19 protein-coding genes are annotated in these 20,268 nt (G+C 64.7%); 13 read left to right on the top strand and 6 right to left on the bottom strand.

The window, feature by feature from the left end; genetic code table 11:
* Positions 1–19 precede the first annotated feature (19 nt).
* Entirely contained in the window at positions 20–1,324 is a 1,305-nt protein-coding gene (locus tag XI09_RS19535) for an HlyC/CorC family transporter (protein ID WP_092192250.1), read from the top strand.
* Between the two features lie 155 nt (positions 1,325–1,479).
* On the opposite strand, the gene XI09_RS19530 is transcribed toward XI09_RS19535, so the two are convergent.
* A complete protein-coding gene (locus XI09_RS19530; protein ID WP_271568282.1) occupies positions 1,480–1,749 on the bottom strand; it encodes a BolA family protein in 270 nt (89 codons plus the stop codon).
* 107 nt (positions 1,750–1,856) lie between these two features.
* Between XI09_RS19530 and XI09_RS19525 the strand changes: the two genes are divergently transcribed.
* The gene (locus tag XI09_RS19525) at positions 1,857–2,489 is read left to right on the top strand and encodes a J domain-containing protein (protein ID WP_027545240.1); all 633 of its coding nucleotides are present in this window, start codon (positions 1,857–1,859) and stop codon (positions 2,487–2,489) included.
* Positions 2,490–2,728: 239 nt separating this feature from the next.
* Here XI09_RS19525 and XI09_RS19520 read toward each other — a convergent pair whose 3' ends face one another.
* The gene (locus tag XI09_RS19520) at positions 2,729–3,823 is read right to left on the bottom strand and encodes a citrate synthase/methylcitrate synthase (RefSeq protein ID WP_271568281.1); all 1,095 of its coding nucleotides are present in this window, start codon (positions 3,821–3,823) and stop codon (positions 2,729–2,731) included.
* Between the two features lie 78 nt (positions 3,824–3,901).
* On the opposite strand from XI09_RS19520, the gene XI09_RS19515 reads away from it, so the two are divergent.
* Entirely contained in the window at positions 3,902–5,131 is a 1,230-nt protein-coding gene (locus XI09_RS19515; RefSeq protein ID WP_271568280.1) for a citrate synthase family protein, read from the top strand.
* 169 nt (positions 5,132–5,300) lie between these two features.
* On the opposite strand, the gene XI09_RS19510 is transcribed toward XI09_RS19515, so the two are convergent.
* Complete coding sequence (locus tag XI09_RS19510; protein WP_271568279.1) at positions 5,301–5,960, bottom strand: DedA family protein; 660 nt, start codon at positions 5,958–5,960, stop codon at positions 5,301–5,303.
* A gap of 296 nt (positions 5,961–6,256) precedes the next feature.
* Between XI09_RS19510 and cobS the strand changes: the two genes are divergently transcribed.
* The 6 genes from cobS (at position 6,257) to XI09_RS19480 (ending at position 13,112) form a co-directional block, all read left to right on the top strand.
* The gene (gene cobS / locus XI09_RS19505) at positions 6,257–7,255 is read left to right on the top strand and encodes a cobaltochelatase subunit CobS (RefSeq protein WP_271568278.1); all 999 of its coding nucleotides are present in this window, start codon (positions 6,257–6,259) and stop codon (positions 7,253–7,255) included.
* Positions 7,256–7,439: 184 nt separating this feature from the next.
* Positions 7,440–9,341: a cobaltochelatase subunit CobT gene (gene cobT / locus XI09_RS19500; protein ID WP_271568277.1), complete on the top strand. Its 1,902-nt coding sequence runs from the start codon at positions 7,440–7,442 to the stop codon at positions 9,339–9,341.
* On the top strand, positions 9,338–10,408 hold the full coding sequence (locus tag XI09_RS19495) for an esterase-like activity of phytase family protein (RefSeq protein ID WP_271568276.1): 1,071 nt from the start codon (positions 9,338–9,340) through the stop codon (positions 10,406–10,408). The genes cobT and XI09_RS19495 overlap by 4 nt, the downstream gene beginning before the upstream one ends.
* A gap of 31 nt (positions 10,409–10,439) precedes the next feature.
* Positions 10,440–11,138: a hypothetical protein gene (locus XI09_RS19490; protein ID WP_271568275.1), complete on the top strand. Its 699-nt coding sequence runs from the start codon at positions 10,440–10,442 to the stop codon at positions 11,136–11,138.
* A gap of 286 nt (positions 11,139–11,424) precedes the next feature.
* Positions 11,425–12,537: an NADH:flavin oxidoreductase/NADH oxidase gene (locus XI09_RS19485; protein WP_271568274.1), complete on the top strand. Its 1,113-nt coding sequence runs from the start codon at positions 11,425–11,427 to the stop codon at positions 12,535–12,537.
* 167 nt (positions 12,538–12,704) lie between these two features.
* Positions 12,705–13,112 (top strand): hypothetical protein, encoded by a 408-nt coding sequence (locus XI09_RS19480; protein ID WP_271568273.1) that lies wholly within the window; start codon positions 12,705–12,707, stop codon positions 13,110–13,112.
* A 254-nt stretch (positions 13,113–13,366) separates the two neighbouring features.
* On the opposite strand, the gene XI09_RS19475 is transcribed toward XI09_RS19480, so the two are convergent.
* From XI09_RS19475 to XI09_RS19465, 3 genes are all read right to left on the bottom strand, one after another.
* Complete coding sequence (locus tag XI09_RS19475; protein ID WP_027545230.1) at positions 13,367–13,612, bottom strand: PilZ domain-containing protein; 246 nt, start codon at positions 13,610–13,612, stop codon at positions 13,367–13,369.
* A 475-nt stretch (positions 13,613–14,087) separates the two neighbouring features.
* On the bottom strand, positions 14,088–15,461 hold the full coding sequence (locus XI09_RS19470; protein ID WP_271568272.1) for a DUF2235 domain-containing protein: 1,374 nt from the start codon (positions 15,459–15,461) through the stop codon (positions 14,088–14,090).
* A 333-nt stretch (positions 15,462–15,794) separates the two neighbouring features.
* On the bottom strand, positions 15,795–16,142 hold the full coding sequence (locus XI09_RS19465) for a hypothetical protein (protein ID WP_271568271.1): 348 nt from the start codon (positions 16,140–16,142) through the stop codon (positions 15,795–15,797).
* Between the two features lie 483 nt (positions 16,143–16,625).
* Between XI09_RS19465 and XI09_RS19460 the strand changes: the two genes are divergently transcribed.
* The 4 genes from XI09_RS19460 to XI09_RS19445 all read left to right on the top strand — a co-directional run bounded on the left by XI09_RS19460 (position 16,626) and on the right by XI09_RS19445 (position 19,941).
* On the top strand, positions 16,626–16,922 hold the full coding sequence (locus XI09_RS19460) for a hypothetical protein (RefSeq protein WP_271568270.1): 297 nt from the start codon (positions 16,626–16,628) through the stop codon (positions 16,920–16,922).
* On the top strand, positions 16,915–17,211 hold the full coding sequence (locus tag XI09_RS19455) for a hypothetical protein (RefSeq protein ID WP_027545228.1): 297 nt from the start codon (positions 16,915–16,917) through the stop codon (positions 17,209–17,211). The genes XI09_RS19460 and XI09_RS19455 overlap by 8 nt, the downstream gene beginning before the upstream one ends.
* Positions 17,212–17,485: 274 nt before the next feature.
* Complete coding sequence (locus XI09_RS19450; protein ID WP_011083000.1) at positions 17,486–17,764, top strand: DUF1488 domain-containing protein; 279 nt, start codon at positions 17,486–17,488, stop codon at positions 17,762–17,764.
* A gap of 278 nt (positions 17,765–18,042) precedes the next feature.
* Complete coding sequence (locus XI09_RS19445) at positions 18,043–19,941, top strand: GNAT family N-acetyltransferase (RefSeq protein ID WP_271568269.1); 1,899 nt, start codon at positions 18,043–18,045, stop codon at positions 19,939–19,941.
* Positions 19,942–20,268 lie beyond the last annotated feature (327 nt).

Genomic DNA, 20,268 nt, shown 5'->3' with positions numbered 1-20,268 from the left:
AACTTCTGTTGAGTGGTTCATGGACTGGCTCGGATTCACCATCGTCGTCCTCTGCCTCCTGGTCTCGGCGTTCTTCGCCGCGAGCGAGACCGCGCTGACCGGCGCCTCGCGCGCCAGCATGCTGCGGCTCTCCAAGCAGGGTAATCACGACGCCGACGTGGTCTCGCAGCTGCTCGACATGCGCGAGCGCCTGATCGGCGCGCTGCTGCTCGGCAACAACATCGCCAATATCGGCGCCTCCGCGCTCGCCACCGCCATTTTCACATCCTGGTTCGGCGATGTCGGCGTGCTCTACGCCACCGGCGTGATGACCGCGCTGGTGGTGATCTTCGCGGAAGTGCTGCCCAAGACCATCGCCATCAACGCGCCCGACCGCATGGCGCTTGCGGTCGCGCGCCCGATGCGGCTGACCATGTATGTGCTGGGGCCGCTGCTCAAGATCGTCGAAGTCATCGTGCGCCTCCTGATGCGCCTGTTCGGCCTCGCCGGCGAGCACCAGGCCATCCTGTCGCCGACCGAGCGCCTGCGCGGCGCGGTCGACCTGTTGCATCACGAGGGCAAGTTCGAGAAGCAGGACCGCGACATGCTCGGCGGCCTCCTGGACCTGCGCGAGCTCCAGGTCTCCGACGTCATGATCCATCGCACCGAGATGATGATGATCAACGCCGACCTGCCGCCGGAGGAACTGGTGCGCGAGGTGCTGGCGACCGAATACACCCGCATTCCGCTCTGGCGCGAGAAGCCGGAAAACATCATCGGCGTGCTCCACGCCAAGGATCTGCTGCGCGCGATCCGCGCCTCCGAAGGCGACACCTCGCGCATCGACGTCTCCACCATCGCGCTGCCGCCCTGGTTCGTGCCGGAGATGCGCCCGGTGTCCGAGCAGCTCAAGGCGTTCCGCCGCCGCAAGACCCATTTCGCGCTCGTCGTCGACGAGTACGGCGAAGTCGAAGGTCTCGTGACGCTGGAGGACATTCTGGAGGAGATCGTCGGCGACATTTCCGACGAGCACGACGTCGTGGTCGCCGGCGTGCGCGCCCAGCCTGACGGCTCGGTCGTGGTCGACGGCTCGGTGCCGATCCGCGATCTCAACCGCGCCATGGACTGGCATCTGCCCGATGAAGAGGCAACCACGGTCGCCGGCCTCGTCATTCACGAGGCGCGCTCGATCCCCGATCGCGGCCAGAGTTTCACCTTCCACGGCTTCCGCTTCCGCGTGCTGCGCCGCGAACGCAACCGCATCACCGCGCTCCGTATTTCACCGGTGCCGCGCGAGGCGGAGCTGGAAGAGGCAAAGCCGAGGCGGGCCGGGACGTCGTTTTGACGTCAGAGTTTTGTACTCTGCAGCTTCCACATCGTCATGGCCGGGCTTGACCCGGCCATCCACGTCTTGCTCGCGGCACAAAGAACGTGGATGCCCGGGACAAGCCCGGGCATGACGAGGTCTTGTGCGAGGCCCTCCAGGGGAGGGTAAGCAGTTCACCCTTCCCCCGGCGCCTGCGCGTGGATGGCGAGCGCGTGCACGCTGCCCGCGAGTTCCGCGGCCAGCGCCGCATTTATCATGCGATGGCGATCGACCCGGCTCTTCCCTTTGAAGACTTGAGACACAATATAAACGCGAAAGTGCGTCTCGCCGCTCGGCCGATGGCCGGCATGGCCCTCATGCAGGTGTGACTCGTCGACGACCTGCAGGCTTTCCGGCGTGAAAGCTTCCTGCAACTTGTTGCTGATAGTGTCTCTCATAGCCATGTGTGTGCCATTCAGGTGCAGAGATCGCACTCCGTTATTTGCCGGGTTCGCAGCTAATTGCAATGTCAAGACTTGAAGGTTTTTGCATTGCGTAGTCAAAGTCAGCCATGCCGATCGATTCATCAAAGTTCTTCGACTCCATCCGCGTCAAGCCGCGGGGCAAGCAGCCCGAGGTGAAGCCGCGCGACACCGCGGTCGCGTGCGAATGGGCCGGATGCCAGAACAAGGGCGCACACCGCGCGCCGAAGGGGCGTGAGAACCAGCGCGAGTACTGGCATTTCTGTCTGAACCACGTGCGCGAGTACAACCAGAACTACAATTTCTTCTCCGGCATGAATGCCGACGCGGTCGCGCGCTACCAGAAGGATGCGCTGACGGGCCACCGTCCGACCTGGAAGATGGGTGCCAATGGCGGCAAGAAGGGTGCGGAAGCCGAGATCGATATGGCGTCCGATCCGTTCAGCATGTTCAGCGAGATCAACGGCCGCGCCAACTGGCGGAAGGGGCCGGACGCCCAGCCCAAGGCCGAGACGCGCAAGGTGATGAACGCCGAGCGCAAGGCGCTCCAGGTCATGGGCCTCGGCCCCAGTGCCACGCTCGCCGACGTCAAGTCCAAGTACAAGGCGCTGGTCAAGCAGCACCACCCCGACGCCAATGGCGGCGACCGCTCCACCGAAGACCGCCTGATCGAGATCATCAAGGCGTATAATTATCTGAAGACGGTGGTGCGCGAGGCGTAGGGCCTCGCACCGCGTCAATGTTGCGATAACCGCCGCCACACTCTCCCATGTCGTCCCGGCGAAGGCCGGGACCCATAACCCCAGGGAGAGGTTTGGGGCAGACTGGTAGTGAAAAGTCTTCCCGCGGTATTGGCACCAACATTCCATCGATAAATCACGCGGTATGGGTCCCGGCCTTCGCCGGGACGACGACGGAGTGATTAGCTCCGCCGTCAATCTCTCCGCCCAAAGCTACTTCATTACGCCTCCGGCATCGCCCCGACATACGACGAACTCGGCCGGATCAGCCGCCCCGTGCGCTGTTGCTCGCGCGCATGCGCGGTCCAGCCGGCGGCGCGCGCCACGGCGAAGATCGGCGTGAACGCCTGCCTTGGAATCGCCAGCGCATCGAGCAGGATCGCGGTGAAGAACTCCACATTCGTCTCCAGCGGCCGGTCCGGATTCTTCCTGCGCAGCGCGGCGCGGATATAGGCCTCGACCTCGCCGGCAAAGGGCAGGTCGGCGCCGTTGGAGGCGAGGGCCTCGATCGCAGTCTTCAGCACGTCGGCGCGCGGATCGCGCACGCGATAGACGCGGTGGCCGAAGCCCATCATGCGCTCGCCGCGCGCCAGCGCCGCATCCACCCAGGGCTGGATCCGCTCGCGCGAGCCGATCGCATCGAGCATTTCCAGCACCGGCTCCGGCGCGCCGCCATGCAAGGGACCGGTCAGCGCGCAATAGCCGGCGGTGACGGCCGCGAACAGGTCGGCCTGGGTCGAGGCCACCACGCGCGTGGTGAACGTCGAGGCGTTCATGCCGTGGTCGCAGACGGTGACGAGATAGGCATCGAGCGCCGTGACCTCGCGAGAGGCCGGCGCGCGCCCATGCAGCATGCGGAGCGTATCGGCGGCGTGGCTCGCGCTCGGATCGGGCGCGACCGGCTCCAGCCCCTTGGCGCGCCGGACCAGCGCGCCTGCTATCACCGGAAACGCGCCGACGATGGTCGCCTCATGTTCCAGCCCGTGCTCGGCGCGAAGGCCCGCAACGGCCGCACGAAACCCGTCGACGATTCCCATGCCATGCGTCGCCGGCAGCAGGTCGGCGAGCCGCGCGAAGGCGCGCTCGCGCGCGGTACCCAGGCTCGCCCGCACATTGGCCTCGCTCAGCGAGGTCTTGCTGGCGCCGTTCCAGAGCCGGGCGGTGACGCCCTCAAAGCTCGATTTGGTGGCCAGCCGGCCGACATGCTCGCCGGCGATGATCAGTTCGCCGCGCTCGCCGTCGACATGGCTCAGCACGGTCTCGGCCGCGGGGACGCCGTCCAGCCCGATCTGGCTTTTGGTGAGGTGGATGTTCATGGCCCAAATCTCCTGTTCTACGCACGGGGAAGGTCGGGCCTCTCGACAGGTTGATCAATCTTGATTACATAAATCAATATGAAAAATTCCGATGAGCTCTACCTCTCCGCCCGGGAGGCTGCCGCCGAGCTCGCGATCTCGCCGGCCACGCTCTACGCCTATGTCAGCCGCGGCCTGATCCGCTCCGAGCCGACGCCGGATTCGCGCAGGAACCGCTACCGCGCCGAGGACGTCCGCGCCCTGAAGGAGCGCCGGGTGCCGTCGCCGGAGCCGCGCGGGCTGCGCAGCTTCGATGCCGACCTGCCGGTCATGGACACGGAGATCTCGACCATCACCGAGGAGGGCGCGATCTATCGCGGCGTCAATTGTGTCGATCTCGCCGAGAACGACACGCTGGAGCACACGGCGACGCTGCTCTGGGACGTCTCCGGCGTCGATCCGTTTGCGCCTGATAATCAGCCCGAGATCTCCGAGGAGATGCGCACGATCGCAGGGGCCGCGCGGCGGGCGGCGCCGATCGACCGCGCCATCGCCGTGCTGGCGCTGGCCGCGAGCGCCGATCCGCGCGCCTTCACCCGCGCCCCCGATGGCCGCGCCATGGTCGGCGCGCGCATCGTCCGTCTGCTGGTTGCGACCATGCTCAATGCGGAAGCCTCGGCCGAGCCGCTGCATCAGCAGGTCGCGCGCGTCTGGGCGGCGGACAACAAGCATGCGCCCGATCTGATCCGCCGCGCGCTCGTTCTGCTCGCCGATCACGAGCTGAACGCCTCGACCTTCACCGTGCGCTGCGCGGCCTCGACCGGCCTCAATCTCTACGACGCCGTCATTGCCGGCCTCGCCGCGCTGAAGGGGCCGAAGCACGGCGGCGCCGGCGTGCTGGCTTCGCAGCTGGTGAAAACGCTGGTCGACCGCGATGTCGCTCCCGTGGTGCGCGAACGCGTCGCGCTCGGCGAGCGCTTCGCCGGCTTCGGCCACGGCGTCTACAAGCGCGGCGACCCGCGCGCGCAATCGCTGCTGAATGCGCTCTCGCGCGCCGGCGCGCCACGCAAATTCACGCGCGAAGTGCCGGAGCGGATTGCGGAGGCGACCGGCGAATTCGTCAACATCGACTATGCGCTCGCCGTGCTCGTGCACGCCCTGCGCCTGCCCGCCGGCAGCGAGCTCGCCCTGTTTGCGATGGCCCGCAGCGTCGGCTGGAGCGCGCACGCCAGCGAGCAATTGCAGTTCGGCAAGCTGATCAGGCCAAGGGCAAGGTATGTGGGGCCCGCGCCGGGGCGGAGGACCGTCGTGGCCGCCTCTAGAATGTAAGGGCGATAAAGCCTGTTTCTCAGCGTCGTCCCGGCGAAGGCCGGGACCCACCGCGGAATCTATCGATCGCGGATGGTCGGAGTACCGAACGACTAATCTTCGCCAAACCCCTCCCTGGGGGTATGGGTCCCGGCCTTCGCCGGGACGACACCTGTGGTGTGGCGACCCGTTAAGGCCGCGGCTTTGCCGCCGCGACACCACTGCCCTGCCGCCGGCGGATGATCCAGATCGCCAGCGCCAAAATGATCGCACCGCCGGTCACGGCGAGAATCCAGATGTGCTTGCCGACATGCGCGTGATGCGGCAGCCCGGCATATTCGTGCAGGGCGGACACCGCCAGCACGCCCGGCAGCACATGCGCCGGAGCCCAGACCAGGATCGCCGGGATGTTGATCGCGTAGAAGCGGGCAGGGGGCATCCCGAGCGCGCCGGCCGTGACAGGGACAAACGCGCGGATCGGCGGCACGAAACGGGCGAAGAACACGGCCCAGGTGCCGAAGCGGTGGAAGAAGCTTTCGCTCTCCTCGACCACGCGCGGATAGTTGGTCAGCGGCCAGGTGTTGAGGATCTCGCGCTGCTGCCGGTGCCCGATCCAGTAGGCCGAGCCGTCACCCAGCACGGCCCCGGTCGCTGCCGCCAGCAGCACCCAGCCGAGTTTCAGCTCGCCGCCCGGGATCAGGGCGCTGAGCGCCAGGATGATGGTCGAGCCCGGGACCACCGATCCCACCACCGGAACGGCTTCCAGAAGCGCTGCCAGGAACAGGGTCAGATAAGCCAGCCACGCGTGGGCCGAGACGAAAGCGATGAAGGGATCGAGGAATGACGTCACGTCGTCTTTCGTGGTGGGAGGGGTTACGCCGGTTCAGACCCTACATAAGTAAGGAGAGGCGGTAAAAGTGCCACTCGCGTGGGCAGGCCAGCTGGCCCGTCCGAAATTCGAGCGTGATTCGCAGGGCAGCCTTCCAAAAATCGCGTTCCTTGCCTATCTAAATGAAAAGACGACGGAACTTTGATTGGAGGGCGGGCTTCTGCCCGCACCTTGTCTCTGATAGGTTCGCAAACGCACCCAGCCGCAGCCACCGTGCAATAACTGGTCTCGGGATCGCCCGGGACCTCGGAGGATTGATGACGACCGCCGCCCTGTCCAAAGTTGAGGAAGTTTCCGGTTTGCCCGACATGAAGGTGTCGGTGCGCCAGGTGTTCGGGATCGACAGCGATCTCGAAGTGCCGGCCTATTCCGAAGTCGATCCTCACGTGCCCGAAGTCGATTCCGACTACCGCTTCGACCGCGCCACCACGCTCGCCATTCTCGCCGGCTTCGCCCGCAATCGCCGCGTGATGGTGACCGGCTATCACGGTACCGGCAAATCCACCCACATCGAGCAGGTCGCCGCCCGCCTGAACTGGCCGTGCGTGCGCGTCAATCTCGACAGCCATATCAGCCGTATCGACCTCGTCGGCAAGGACTCGATCGTGGTCCGCGACGGCAAGCAGGTCACCGAATTCCGCGACGGCATCCTGCCCTGGGCGCTCCAGCACAACGTCGCGCTGGTGTTCGACGAATACGACGCTGGCCGCCCGGACGTGATGTTCGTGATCCAGCGCGTGCTGGAAGTCTCCGGCCGCCTGACGCTCCTGGACCAGAACAAGGTGATCAAGCCGCATCCGTGCTTCCGCCTGTTCGCGACCGCCAACACGGTCGGCCTCGGCGACACCTCGGGCCTCTATCACGGCACCCAGCAGATCAACCAGGGCCAGATGGACCGCTGGTCGATCGTCACCACGCTGAACTATCTCAGCCATGACGAGGAAGTGGAGATCGTGCTGGCGAAGGCCAAGCACTATCGCACCCAGGAGGGCCGCGACATCGTCAACAAGATGGTGCGCCTCGCCGATCTCACCCGCAACGCCTTCGCCAATGGCGATTTGTCGACGGTGATGAGCCCGCGCACGGTGATCACCTGGGCCGAGAACGCCGACATCTTCGGCGATATCGGTTTCGCCTTCCGCGTCACCTTCCTCAACAAGTGCGACGAGCTCGAGCGTCCCCTGGTCGCCGAGTTCTACCAGCGCTGCTTCAACGCGGAGCTGCCGGAATCGGCGGTCAACGTGGCGCTCAGCTAAGGTTTGAGATGTCGTTCCGGACAAGTGAACTCCTGGCGGCGCGAAGCGCCGTCCGGAGTGAGCGCAGATCCGGGACCCAACCACAGGATGTGGTTGCTGCGAAGATCGGGGCCGTCAGCGTGCTCAATGACTGCGCCCTGTGGTTATGGGTCCTGGCCTTCGCCAGGACGGCGGATAGGGCGAGATGACCACCTCTAACTCCAAGTTCCGTAACAGCAAGGAAGCGCCGACCGAGCCTTTCAAGCGCTCGGTGGCCTCCTGCCTCAAGGCGATCGCGAAATCGCCCGAGCTCGAGGTCTCCTTTGCCGCCGAGCGGCCGGGCCTTGCGCCGGGCAAGGCGCGGCTGCCCGAGCCGGCGCGCAAGATGACCAAGCGTGACGCTGCGGTCGTGCGCGGCCACGCCGACTCCATCGCGCTGAAGATCGCCTGTCACGATCCGAAGCTGCATCGCAAGCTGATGCCGGGCAATCCGCAGGCGCGCGGCGTGTTCGAGGCGGTCGAGCAGGCTCGTGTCGAGGCCATCGGCGCGCGCCGCATGGCGGGCGTTGCGAAGAACCTCACCGCGATGCTCGACGATCATTTCCATCGCGGCAAGTTCGACGAGATCACCGACCGCGCCGACGCGCCGCTGGCCGATGCGCTGGCGATGCTGGTGCGCGAGCGCCTGACCGGCATGGCGCCGCCGACGGCTGCGAAGAAGATGGTCGATCTCTGGCGGCCGATTCTCGAAGACAAGATCGGCAAGCGGCTCGACCGGCTCGACGGCGTGGTCGAGGACCAGACCAGGTTCGGCGACGCCGTGCATGATCTCTTGTCGGCGCTCGAGCTCGGCGACGAGCGCAACGCCGACAGCGAAGAGAATGACGACAACGACGAGAACCGCGACGGCGACAACGACCAGTCCGGCGCCGAGGGCTCGCCCGATTCCGATGCCGCCCAGGAGATGAGCGCCGACCAGGCGCAGGCGTCGAGCGAGGAGATGAGCGAGAGCGCGATGGAAAGCGCGCAGGCCTCGACCTCAGACACGTTCGACGACGGCGAGCTCGGCGACGACGAGACGCCGGGCGAGGCGACGCGTCCGAACTCGCATGGAAAGAACGAGCCGCGCGGGCCGGAATATCACGCCTTCGCGCCGAAATTCGACGAAGTCATCGCGGCCGAAGACCTCTGTGACCATGACGAGCTGGAGCGCCTGCGCGCCTATCTCGACAAGCAGCTCGCGCATCTGCAAGGCATCGTCGCCCGCCTCGCCAACCGGCTGCAGCGCAAGCTGATGGCGCAGCAGAACCGCGCCTGGGAGTTCGATCTCGAAGAGGGCATCCTCGACCCCGCGCGGCTGTCGCGTGTGGTGACCGATCCCTATCACCCGCTGTCCTTCATGCACGAGAAGGAGGCGACCTTCCGCGACACCGTGGTGACGCTGCTGCTCGACAATTCCGGTTCGATGCGCGGCCGCCCGATCACGGTCGCGGCGACCTGCGCCGACATTCTCGCGCGCACGCTGGAGCGTTGCGGCGTCAAGGTCGAGATCTTGGGCTTCACCACGCGCGCCTGGAAGGGCGGGCAGTCGCGCGAGGCGTGGCTTGCCGCCGGCAAGCCGGCCAATCCCGGCCGCCTCAACGATCTCCGCCACATCATCTACAAGTCCGCCGACGCGCCCTGGCGCCGTGCGCGGAAGAACCTTGGCCTGATGATGCGCGAGGGTCTCCTGAAGGAGAACATCGACGGCGAGGCGCTGGACTGGGCGCACAAGCGCCTGCTCGGCCGGCCCGAGCAGCGCAAGATCCTGATGATGATCTCGGACGGCGCGCCGGTCGACGATTCCACGCTGTCGGTCAATGCCGGCAACTATCTCGAGCGGCACCTGCGCCACATCATCGAGGAGATCGAGACCCGCTCGCCGGTCGAGCTGATCGCGATCGGCATCGGCCATGACGTCACGCGCTACTATCGCCGCGCGGTGACGATCGTGGACGCCGAGGAGCTCGGTGGCGCCATCACCGAAAAGCTCGCCGAATTGTTCAGCGAGACCAACACCGCGCCCACGCAACCGGCCGGTCGCCCGCGACGCAAATTGCATTCGTGAGCACGCACTCATCCCGCCGCAGCTTCCTTGGCCACGCGGCGGCGGGATTTTCCACTTTCGCACTGTCCCGATTGGCGCAGGCGCAAGCCACGACCGAGCCGCCGCCGCGTCCGCTCCAGGTCGAGCGCGCCGTCGCCGAGCCGGTCAGCATCGAGGTCAACGCGCGGCCGATCGCCAGTTTCGAGCCGCGCGACCGTTCCCGCACGCGCTTCGGTTCGCTCGAGTATCGCAGCGGCCTGGTGCTGACTTCGCCCTATCGCGGCTTCGGCGGCCTGTCCGGCATCCGGCTCGACGCCAGGGGCGAGCGCTTCCTCGCGATCTCCGACCAGGGCGGCTGGTTCACCGGGGCCATCCGCTATTCCGGCAGCAGGATGGCCGGGCTCGACGACGTCGAGGCCGCGCCGCTGCTCAATGCCGAGGGGCGGCCGATCACGGAAAAGCGCCTCTGGTGGGATTCGGAGTCGCTGACGCGCGACGGCAATGTCGTCTATGTCGGGCTCGAGCGCGTCAACCAGATCCTGCGCTACGATTTTTCGAAAGGCGGCACGCGCGCCCGCGGCGAGGTGATCCAGGTGCCGCCCGCGTTGCGCAGGCTGCCGCACAACAAGGGGCTCGAGGGGCTGGTCTTCGTCCCGAAGGGCCAGCCGCTCGCGGGCACCCTGATCGCCTTCTCCGAGCGCGGGCTGGACGCCGACGGCAATCTGGTCGCGTTCCTGATCGGCGGTCCCACGCCCGGCCAGTTCAGCGTCCGCCGCACCGAGAAATTCGACATCAGCGATGCGGTGCTGCTGCCCTCGGGCGAACTGCTCATCCTCGAACGCAAATTCTCCTGGTTCAGCGGCGTCGACATCCGCATCCGCTCGATCCCCCTGAAATCCATCGCGCCGGGCGCGCTGGTCGACGGCCCTGCGTTGTTCAAGGCCGATCTCGGCCAGGAGATCGACAACATGGAAGGCATCGACGCCCACGTCACGCCCCAGGGCGAGACCGTGCTGACGCTAGTCTCGGACGACAATTTTTCATTGCTCCAGCGCACGCTGCTGCTCCAGTTCGCGCTGGTGGAGTGAACGTTCGCCGCCCGTATCGCGACACACCCTCATGCCTCTCCGCCGCGCCATCCTCGCCCTTGCCCTCACGCTCGCCGCGCTGTCGCCGGCCTTCGCGACGGCCGAGCACCAATATGCGAAGGGTGAATACGCCATCATCCAGGGCGGCCGCGCGCCGAGCGGAAAACTGTCGATCGCGGCCCATGGCGGCGGCGAGTTCGGCAACGACAATTTCCACGTCTATCTGATGGCCGAGCCCGGCCACCGCCGCCTTGCGGTGCTCGACGACATCAGTAGCGACAACATCCTCGACACCGCGCCGGATGCGTTCCACGCCGCCTGGTCGCAGGATTCGCGCCACGTCGCCGTCTCCTTCCGCAGCGAGCGCCATATCGTCACGCTGAACCTCTACGCCATCGACGGCCGCCGCGCGCGCCTCGTCGACGCGCCGGACCTGTTTCGCGACGTGACCGGCCGCAGCATCGATCGCAAGACCGACGGCGATATGCGCACATCGGTTCCCGCGCTGACATGGCAGGCGCCGCGGCGCTTCCATCTCACCGACTACCGCGTGTTCGTTCTCGACGACACCGCGCTCGCGGACAAGCTCGGGCCGCTCGGCAAGGCGACGACGATGAAGGATGGCCGCGCCACGATCCAGTTTTCCGCCGAGGCCGACGGCGAGCTGCTGCCCGACGGCCGCATCCGCATGGGCAAGCCCAAGGCGGGCCAGTTCGAGGAACTGGAGTAGGGGGCCGCCGTCGTCCCTGCGAACTCAGGGGACCCATACCGCGTGATCGATCGATTGCGGGTGGTGCTAATCCCGAACGACCAATCTTCGCCAAACTCCTCCCAGGGGTTATGGGTCCTGCGTTCGCAGGGACGACGGCGGAGATCGCGGCACGATCCCGTGATCATATGACGCGCGAAATGCATGGCCTCGCTAGCGGGCATGCCTCCCGCGCCGCTGGAAATCCGCCGGGCCAGCACTACACTCCCTTTAATCTCCCGCCCTCCATCCCCCGGAACTCCCCCGCATGAGCGCCCTGTTTTCCCCGATCAAGCTGCGCGGCCTGACGTTGAAGAATCGCGTCGTGGTGTCGCCGATGTGCCAGTATTCGGCCGAGGACGGCGTTCCGACCGACTGGCACTTCACCCACATCAACAATCTTTCGCTGTCGGGCGCTGCGATGTTCTGCATAGAGGCGACCCATGTGGAAGCGATCGGCCGCATCACGCCGGGCTGCCTCGGGCTCTACAGCGACGCCGCCGAAGCCGCGCTGAAGCAAATCCTCGCCTCCGTGCGCAAGCATTCCTCCACCGCGGTCGCGATGCAGCTCGCCCATGCCGGCCGCAAGGCCTCCAGCGCGCGGCCCTGGGACGGCGGCCAGCTGATCCCCGTCAGTGAAGGCGGCTGGCAGACGGTGGCGCCGTCGGCGCTGCCGCACAAGGAGGGCGAGGCCGCGCCGCTCGCGCTGGATGGCACGGGCCTGAAGCGCATCCGCGAGGCCTTCGTCGAGGCTGCGAAACGCGCCGAGCGCATCGGCATCGACGCCATCGAGCTGCACGGTGCGCACGGCTATCTTCTGCATCAGTTCCTGTCGCCGATCTCGAACAGGCGCACCGACGAGTACGGCGGCTCGCTCGCAAACCGCATGCGCTTCCCGCTCGAGGTCTACGACGCGGTCCGCGCCGCCTTCCCGCACGACAAGCCGATCGGCATACGGGTGTCGTCGACCGACTGGGTCGAGGGCGGCTGGGATCTGGCGCAGACCATCGAATTCGCCAACGCGTTGAAGGCGCGCGGCATCGACTGGATCGATGCCTCCTCCGGCGGCGTCTCGCCGCTGCAGAAGATTCCGCTCGGCCCCGGCTATCAGGTGCAGTTCGCAGACAGCCTCCGCCGCGAGACGGGAGTGCCCACCATCGCCGTCGGCCTGATCTCCGATGCCAAGCACGCCGAGGAGATCGTCGCCTCCGGCAAGGCCGACATGGTCGCGCTCGCCCGCGGCATGCTCTACGACCCGCGCTGGGGCTGGCACGCCGCTGCCGAGCTCGGCGGCGAGGTCGAAGCCCCGCCGCAATACTGGCGCTCGCAGCCGTCGACGCAGAAGGCGCTGTTCGGCAAGACGACGTTCGGGGCGAGGTGAGGCGCGTGCGAGCCGCGAGGACAGCGGCATGATCATAGGGAGTAACCCGATAGGTTTAAATTGCGAGATCGCAGCCGCCCCCTCACGCATCCGTAACCTCCCTCAGCTTCCACCTCCCGCAAAACTGGCCTAACCTTTCCACGTTCAATGCCTCACGGAGGCCCGCCATGCATTTTCGTGTTCGCAACGCTGCGCACGTGCTGGAGCGCATGGGCCTCGCGATGGCGGGGGCCGCGTGTGGGCTGTTCGTCGGCGCCTATGTCGGATCGGCGATCGCTCCGCTCACCACGCAGGGTTTCCTGCTGGTGATGATGGGCCTCGGTGCGGTCGGTTTCTATCTCGGCATCGACACGCCGCAGCAGCCCTTCGACGAGGCGCACAGCGCCATCGACGCCGCGGAATTTTTGAGCGCCGCCGGCACGCTCTGCGCCACGCTCACCGCGCTCGCCTCCGTCGCCGTCATCGTGCTGCGGCTCGATCCGCACATGGCCTGGACCTGGCTCGCTTTGTTCGGCTGGATCGCCGGCGTCGCCATGCAGATCATCGCGGGCGCGAAGGCGCGGATGCGGAAGTAGGGCGGCGCTTGTTGCTCTGGAAAAGACAGCGCCGCGAAGCACACTGCCTTCCCTCCCCCCTTGCGGGGGAGGGCTAGGGAGGGGGGTAGCCACACGGCGTGCTCTATCGCGTTGAGCGAAACTCTGTTGCCACAACCTTGCATGCGACCCGCACCTTTTGCTGGGCCACCCCCCTCCCCAACCCTCCCCCGCAAGGGGGGAGGGAGCAGAGTGGAGTGCTCGGCGGGAATTATCGGTTACGGTGACAGCTTCCCTCAAAACACCACGCCGACCCGCGTGCCGCGCTTCCAGGCGATGCGGCAGCGCTTCTTGGTGTTGACGTGCAACAGCTCGAACCGGTCGGGGATGCTCACCTGGCCGCCGAGATCGACGCAGGCCCCGCCGGGCGAATAGTCGATCAGCGTGCACGGGATCACCGGCGCGCGCGGGTCGGTGATGATCTTGGCCTGGCGCGACACCAGCCCTGCGGGCTTCACACGGGCGAACCTTCGCGGATGCATTGGCACATCTCCTCCAATTCCGCGGATAGCGCGGTGGTAGATTCCAATGATCGACGGGAGATGATGCGATCCGACTAAGGTCGGCGCGAGAATTTTAATGAAAAGTAGCGGCGAATGGAGAAAGCGGCGGTAGCGGGGTGCGGCGGCGTCGCCTCAAGCTCCGCCGTCGTCCTGGCGAACGCCAGGACCTCCGCGCGAGCGCTTGCGCTCGTCGCGATTACCCCAGGGAGTGGTTTGGCGAAGATTGGTTGTTCGGGGTTAGCGCCTTCCGCCATCGAGGGATCACGCGGTATGGGTCCTGGCGTTCGCCAGGACGACACCGGTGGCGTCGTGCGCGCCTGCCTCCATCACCGTCATTGCGAGCGGAGCGAAGCAATCCAGAATCTTGCCGCGGAGGGTTTCTGGATTGCTTCGTCGCAAGGGCTCCTCGCAATGACGCGCGTATGGCGCCAGCGCCACCTCACCCCACCCCATCTCACATTTCGCTGCGCTCCATGTGAGCCGACCCTTCCCCTCCAGGGGAGGATGGCAGTGTGCCCGGATCGACCCCCACATGCGGCGGCACCGGCATCGGCACCGTCTCGTACGTCTTCGGCAGATTCACCGGCCGGTAGTCCGGCTCCACTGCCATGCGCTTCACCACGCTCTCGTGCACATGCGCGCCTTCGGGGATCAGGCGCGGCTCGCAATCGGGGATGTAGAAGCCCAGAAACACCTTCCGCTCCGGCCACTCCTTGTACTTTGCGCTCTTCGGCAAATACTCCAGCAGGCGCCAGGCCGCCGTCATCGAATTGTGCAGCACGCCGGTCTTGCCAGTGTAGGCGGGCGGGACATACTGGAACGGCGAGTTCTTGCGCTGGACGCCCCAGGCGAGCTGGTTCACGGTGCGCGGGTTGAAGTTGAGGCCGGCCTTCGCCGCCTCCTCGATCATCCACACAAGCGGATATTTCGATTCGCCGCTCTCGGTCTCCGGATAGCCGCCGCCGACATCGCAGTGCACGCCGGCGAACCACACCTGCATGATGTCCTGCGGCTCCTTCTTGTCGTCGGGCACGAAGCGGTTGCTCCAATATTCCTGCGGCTCCCGCCATTGCTTGAGGCGGAACATGCAGCGCCGCTCGTCGATCGCGATCGCCTGCCGAAAAATCTTCACGCTCGGATTGCGCAGCGTGAAGGCGAGCTCCTCGATGCTCGGCCAGTACAGCCGGTCGGCGCGCGGCACGATCACGCTCGCCACGGTGTCCCACACCCCGATGAAATGGATGGTCGGCCAGCGCGAGGAGGTGATGCGCGCGAACTGCGCGGCGAGGTCGAACTTGTCCTGCGGCAGCGGCCCGTCGTCGTCGGAGCCGGCGTCCCTGAGGTCCGCGATGTCGTTGCCGCGCCCCGAGCCGGAATATTGCTTGTAGGCGACGAGGCCCGAGCCTGCGAGGTTGGCCTGCTCCGGCGAGATCAGCCCGACCTTGTGGATCAGCCCCGCCAGCACGCGCACGGTATAGGCGCCGCGCGAGAAGCCGAACAGATAGATCTTGTCGCCCGGCGCGTAATGCTCGACCAGGAAGCAATAGGATGACAGCACGTTGTCATCGAGCCCGTAGCCGGTGGCGAGCCCCAGCACCAGATTGACGTTGGCCTTGAGGCGGTGCCACGTCGTCGGCTCCGTCACCGTGCCGACGCCGGGATCGTAGAACACCATCTGCCGCGGCGAGGTCTTGTCGGTCTTGCGCAGGCAGCGATAGAGCTTGAGGACGTTGGAGATGTTCTCGCTGATCTCGTTGCCGGTGCCGTCGCAGCAGATGACGAGGTTCTTCGGTTCGGTCTTCGGTTCGATCTTGCGCTCGTGCTCCACAGGTCGGCCCCTCCCGGTAATGCTACCGGGGCGAGTATAGCAAAAAAGCGCGACGGGGAGGAGACGGTGGTGGGGTCATGTGTTCGCTGAGCCGAACCACAGGCCCCGCTGTCGTCCTGGCGAAAGCCAGGACCCATACCGCGTGATTCATCCGTGACGACCGGTGCTAATCCCGAACGACCGCCCTTCGCCAAACTCCTCCCTGGGGTTATGGGTCCTGGCTCCCCGTGCGCAATTGCGCACTCGGCCAGGACGACAGGAGAGGACTTGCTTTCGTCCGCTGGCCTTTGTTGAAGCTTCGGCCGACAAGAGCGGGAAGAGGCGAAGAAGCTTCTACTTCTTCTTCGCCGGCCCGAAATCCGGCTGCCAGGCCGCGTCCTTGCGGCTCGGTGCTGCAGCGATGATCTTGGTCTTGTCCTTCTTCGGCTTCTTGGTTTCGCGGTTGCCGCGTTGCTGTCCCTTGGCCATGGCGTCGGTCTCCTGTGGGGGTTTGAGTTCGTCCAGTTCGTCCGATTGCAGCACGCGTCCGCGCGGCGTGCAGACGCGCACGTCCATGTAGCCCTCGCGCAGCAGCTTCCGCGCTAGCCGCAGCGCGACGGTGGCGCTGCCGCGGCCGAGGTTGGAGCAGCCATATTCGTTGGTACCGCTGACCAGATAGGGCACGCGCATTGTCCTAGCCATTCAGGATGGCCGCCGCGCAGACCAGAAGCAGAAGGAACGGCGCGACGTCGACCTTTGGAACGATCCATTCCGAGACGCGAAACCGCGGCATCGCACGCTCCTGCAGAGCATGACAACACCATGCCCTGAACGCTGGTCTATCGGCGGGAGCGCACGTGACCCTCAGTCACCGGTCGATGCCGTTACAGGAAGTGCGGTGATAGGGTCGAGCCTACGCCCGCCCCAGGCCAATAGCGAGGACTAAAACGCCGCGCACGCACCAGATGGGATCACTGCCAGCCGAGGAGCGCGGTTCACCTCTCCCATAGGGAGAGGTCGGATCGCATCGAAAGATGCGATCCGGGTGAGGGGTTGTCGTTTCACTGTGCGGCCTCGCCTGCGCGCGGCGCGGTGACGATATTGCTGGCTATTGCCGCCCAAGGAGCGCATGCTCACGGCAAGCCGGTGTCGGTTGGGGCTCCGCTCGCAGGAAGGCAGGCGTCCATGACCATCCGTTCGCGCCGAGAAACCGTCACCTTCAGGCATCCGTTCCACATCAACGGCATCGACCGGTTGCTGCCCGCGGGCAGCTATGACGTCGTCACCGACGAAGAGATGATCGAGGGCCTGTCGTTCCCGTGCTGGCGCCGCATCGCCACCATGATCACGGTGCCGGCCGAAAGCGGGGGCGCCGGCATGACGGAAATGTTGTCGATCGGCTCGGTCGACCTCGCGGACGCGCAAGCCGCGGATGCGCAGGCCGCGCCGGCGAGCGTCGCCCAGAGGGTCGCCCATGACTGACGTCCCGGTGGATCTCGACAGGCATCGCGGCATGGCCGCCCAGAAGGCGACCGATTTGCGCCGCGCGCTGGCCGAGGTCGAGAACAATGTCAGGGAGCTGCGCGAGCGCGAGGCCGATCTCGAGAACCGCCTGATGACCGTGCCCGCCACCTCGTGGCCCGAGGCCGCGGTGAAGGCGCGCTATCTGCTCAACCTCTATGCCGCCAGCCTCTCCACCGAGGACACCCGCCACCGCGCGCTGGTGACGGCGCTGTTCGACGATTTCGCCAGGCTCAGTGGCGACAGCTGAAGGCCACCCCGGCCGGAGCGCGACAGCGACGGTGCGCACCTGGAACACAGGCGTCGTCCTGGCGAAAGCCAGGGGACCCATAACCACCGAACCGAGTTATTGTGAATATCTGCGGCCACAGCGCGCCTCCACAACGCTGACCGGGATAATGGGTCCCGGCTCCCGTGCGCAATTGCGCACTAGGCCGGGACGACGGTTGAGAATTCACGCGCCGCGGCGGCGCCGAAACCCGGCGCCAACCGCGCCAGGGTGCAATCGCGTAAGGGAGTAAGCCATGACACTCACGAGCAGCCGCTTCGTCGGCTACGAACAGGACCGGGGCATCGTCCAGTTCCTGATGCAGGACGGATCGAAGGAGATCGCCTGCGCGATCTCGACCTCCGCGATGGACTATCTCGAGCGCGGCCCGCAGGCGAGGCCCGAGCAGCGCGAAGCCCAGTTCACCCGCCTGCGCGACCGCATCGAGGCGCGCGCCGCGAGCAAGTACCGCGCGACCGAGTTCGAGGGCACCCCGCCGGGGATCGTGCTGCGGAGCATTGATTTTCGGGGGTAGGGGGAGGGGACTACTGCGGCCAGATCCTGTCCGTCTGGGGTAGGTAGCGATAGAGCTTCAAAACGTTGGAGATGTTCTCCGAAATCTCGTTGCCGGTGTCGTCACACGGATGACGACGTCTTCGGCTCGGGTTTGCGATTGTGCTCCACGGTGAGCGTCTCCGGGTGATGCTACCGGTTCCGGTTTAGTTGCAATGATATTGTATGGCACGCATTAGACGAATGTGTAATGTTTGATGGCAGCTTCATTCAGTAGATTGAGACTACTGATGTCAATCATTGTTGCTGTTGAAGACCTTCTCCTATTTGCCCCGCGATTTTTTGATGTATAGCACTTCTTTTCGGGTGGAAACCGATCCGCGGCTCTTATTGGAGCATGTATCTACCATCCGTTCGCTCGCCGACATGGAGAAAGAGGCGCTGGGGTTTTTGCCGGAGGCTGCCTATCGTGACGCGATCATGCAGCGCCGGCTATTCGGCATCTTTGCGAAGTATGCGGGTAGAGTTGAGGTCGCTGGCTTCATTCTTTTCAGCGGTGTATTTCCTCACGCGCGAGTTCAGCAGGTTGCAGTTTTGCCGTCGTACAGGCGCAATGGGATTGCCTCGGCGCTTATTAATGCTCTTGTGTCACATCTAGAAAGTCGCGGTTATTTGAATATTACTGCTGCGGTTGCTTCTGACCTGGTTGGAGCGCAAGCCTTTTATGAGAAGAAAGGCTTCATCGCCCGACGAGTCCGCGATGGAGGAGCCGCACGACAGCGGACCATAGTCTTGCGGTCGAGGGAGCTGGATACAGCCAGCTTGTTCTCGTTGATGGCGCCACCCGCTCCTGGAGACGAACTGGCCGCAAACCTAAAGCTTCGGTCACTAGGCACCTTTGAGGCCCCGTTGTATGCGATCGATCTCAATGTTCTATTCGATCTCATAAAGAGGCGCCCGCGTTCCGCTGTTGCGAATCGCCTCTTTGGTGCTGCTTTGGCGCATCGCGTGCGACTTGCTGTGGCGCCGGAATTTATTGTGGAGTTGGAGCGAACGTCACTTGGAGAGGCGTCGGACAGTACCCTTCAACTTGCGCGGCAGCTACCTCGAATTCCATCTGCGCCGAAGCTTGATGTCGATCGAGTTGCAGCCATTGTTCATAAGGCAGTCTTTGAAGAGACGGGGCTGTCGCAAGCGAATTCCAAGCAAGCGTTGAGCGATTCTCGTCACTTGGCGGAGGCCTCTCTGGCGAGAGCGTCGGGTTACATTACAAGCGATACTCACCTGCTTAATGCTCGAGAGACGCTCCTTGAGCTTGTCGGTCTCGACGTGGCTAGCTTGGATGAATTTGTGGAGTTGCTGCCGGTAGAGGACGCTAGATTGGAGCGCGGCCTTCTTCGTGGGACACAATGCGAGATAAAGGCCGTCAAACCTTCTGAAGCAAGAGCGTATCTGGTCTCACACTCTCTAGCTGGGGGCCTAGTAGAGCTTTTCTTACCAACCAGATCGACCGCTCGGCAAGTCAAAGTGCGTGCGGCACTTGAAGATGCGGAGATTGTAGGAGTTGGACTGTATCTGCCGCCACCGACGATCGATGCTGCCGCCAAGATGTTGGTGCATATTCGAGCGGATCATGTATCGTCGGAGACTTTTGCTGAACATCTTCTAGATGAGCTGGTGCGAGAAGCGAGTCATGCGGGACCAGTAACGATCGAGCTTCGAAGAATAGTGGGCCAAACGGCAGTAAATCAGGCCGCAAAGCTAAGAGGATTTTTGCCGAGCACCGATCCAGATACGCTAATCAAGGTCGCTCTAGGTCGGCCACTTACACCTAACACTTGGCTGTCTCTTGCGCGTCAGATGAGACGCAGGACCGGACTATCACTTCCAGACAATCTTCCACATGCGGCTAAAGCCGTGGAGATTCAGACTCCGGATGGAGTTTCCCTGGCGGTGAAGATGCCAGCGCTCGAGGCGGCTCTAAGCCCCACAGTAATTGCGTGGCCCGGCCGGGACGCAGTGATTGTGCCAATCGCAAAATCATTCGCTGACGATCTGTTAGGGACTGCGGATCAGTTTGCTCTGTTCGGAAGGCCACCGTCAACACAGATTTGTTCGCTGATTCGTACCCGCCGCCTTCTCCCGAGAGTCTCTCGTGGGAAACTTCCTCTTACGAAGATGGAAGAGGTGGTTGGGTAGAGATAGAGCGTCCCACCGAACTACAGTTGGACGATAGGGTGCAGACTGAGTTGCTATCTTGGGATGACACGCGGTGGGAGATATTTCAAAAGGCTCGTCAGTCTCCCCTCTTTGAGGGGCCTGTTTCACACTTCTTCGTTCGAGCGTTCTTGGCTGACGGCATTGACGAAGTGTTAGCGCATATGACGGCCATCGAAGCCGCCTTGGGGCTAAATTCAGATTACAAGAGAGCGGCTGGTCCAGTGTATCCCTCCGGCGTCGGCCGCCTTGTGTAGTTTGAGAGGCGGCCCGAGGATTTGACCTTAAGTCTAGCATTAAGGTCACGGG

It is taken from the genome of Bradyrhizobium sp. CCBAU 11386 (assembly GCF_028128955.1).
Lineage (GTDB): Bacteria > Pseudomonadota > Alphaproteobacteria > Rhizobiales > Xanthobacteraceae > Bradyrhizobium.
This window is presented reverse-complemented; position numbering and strand designations above follow the sequence as displayed.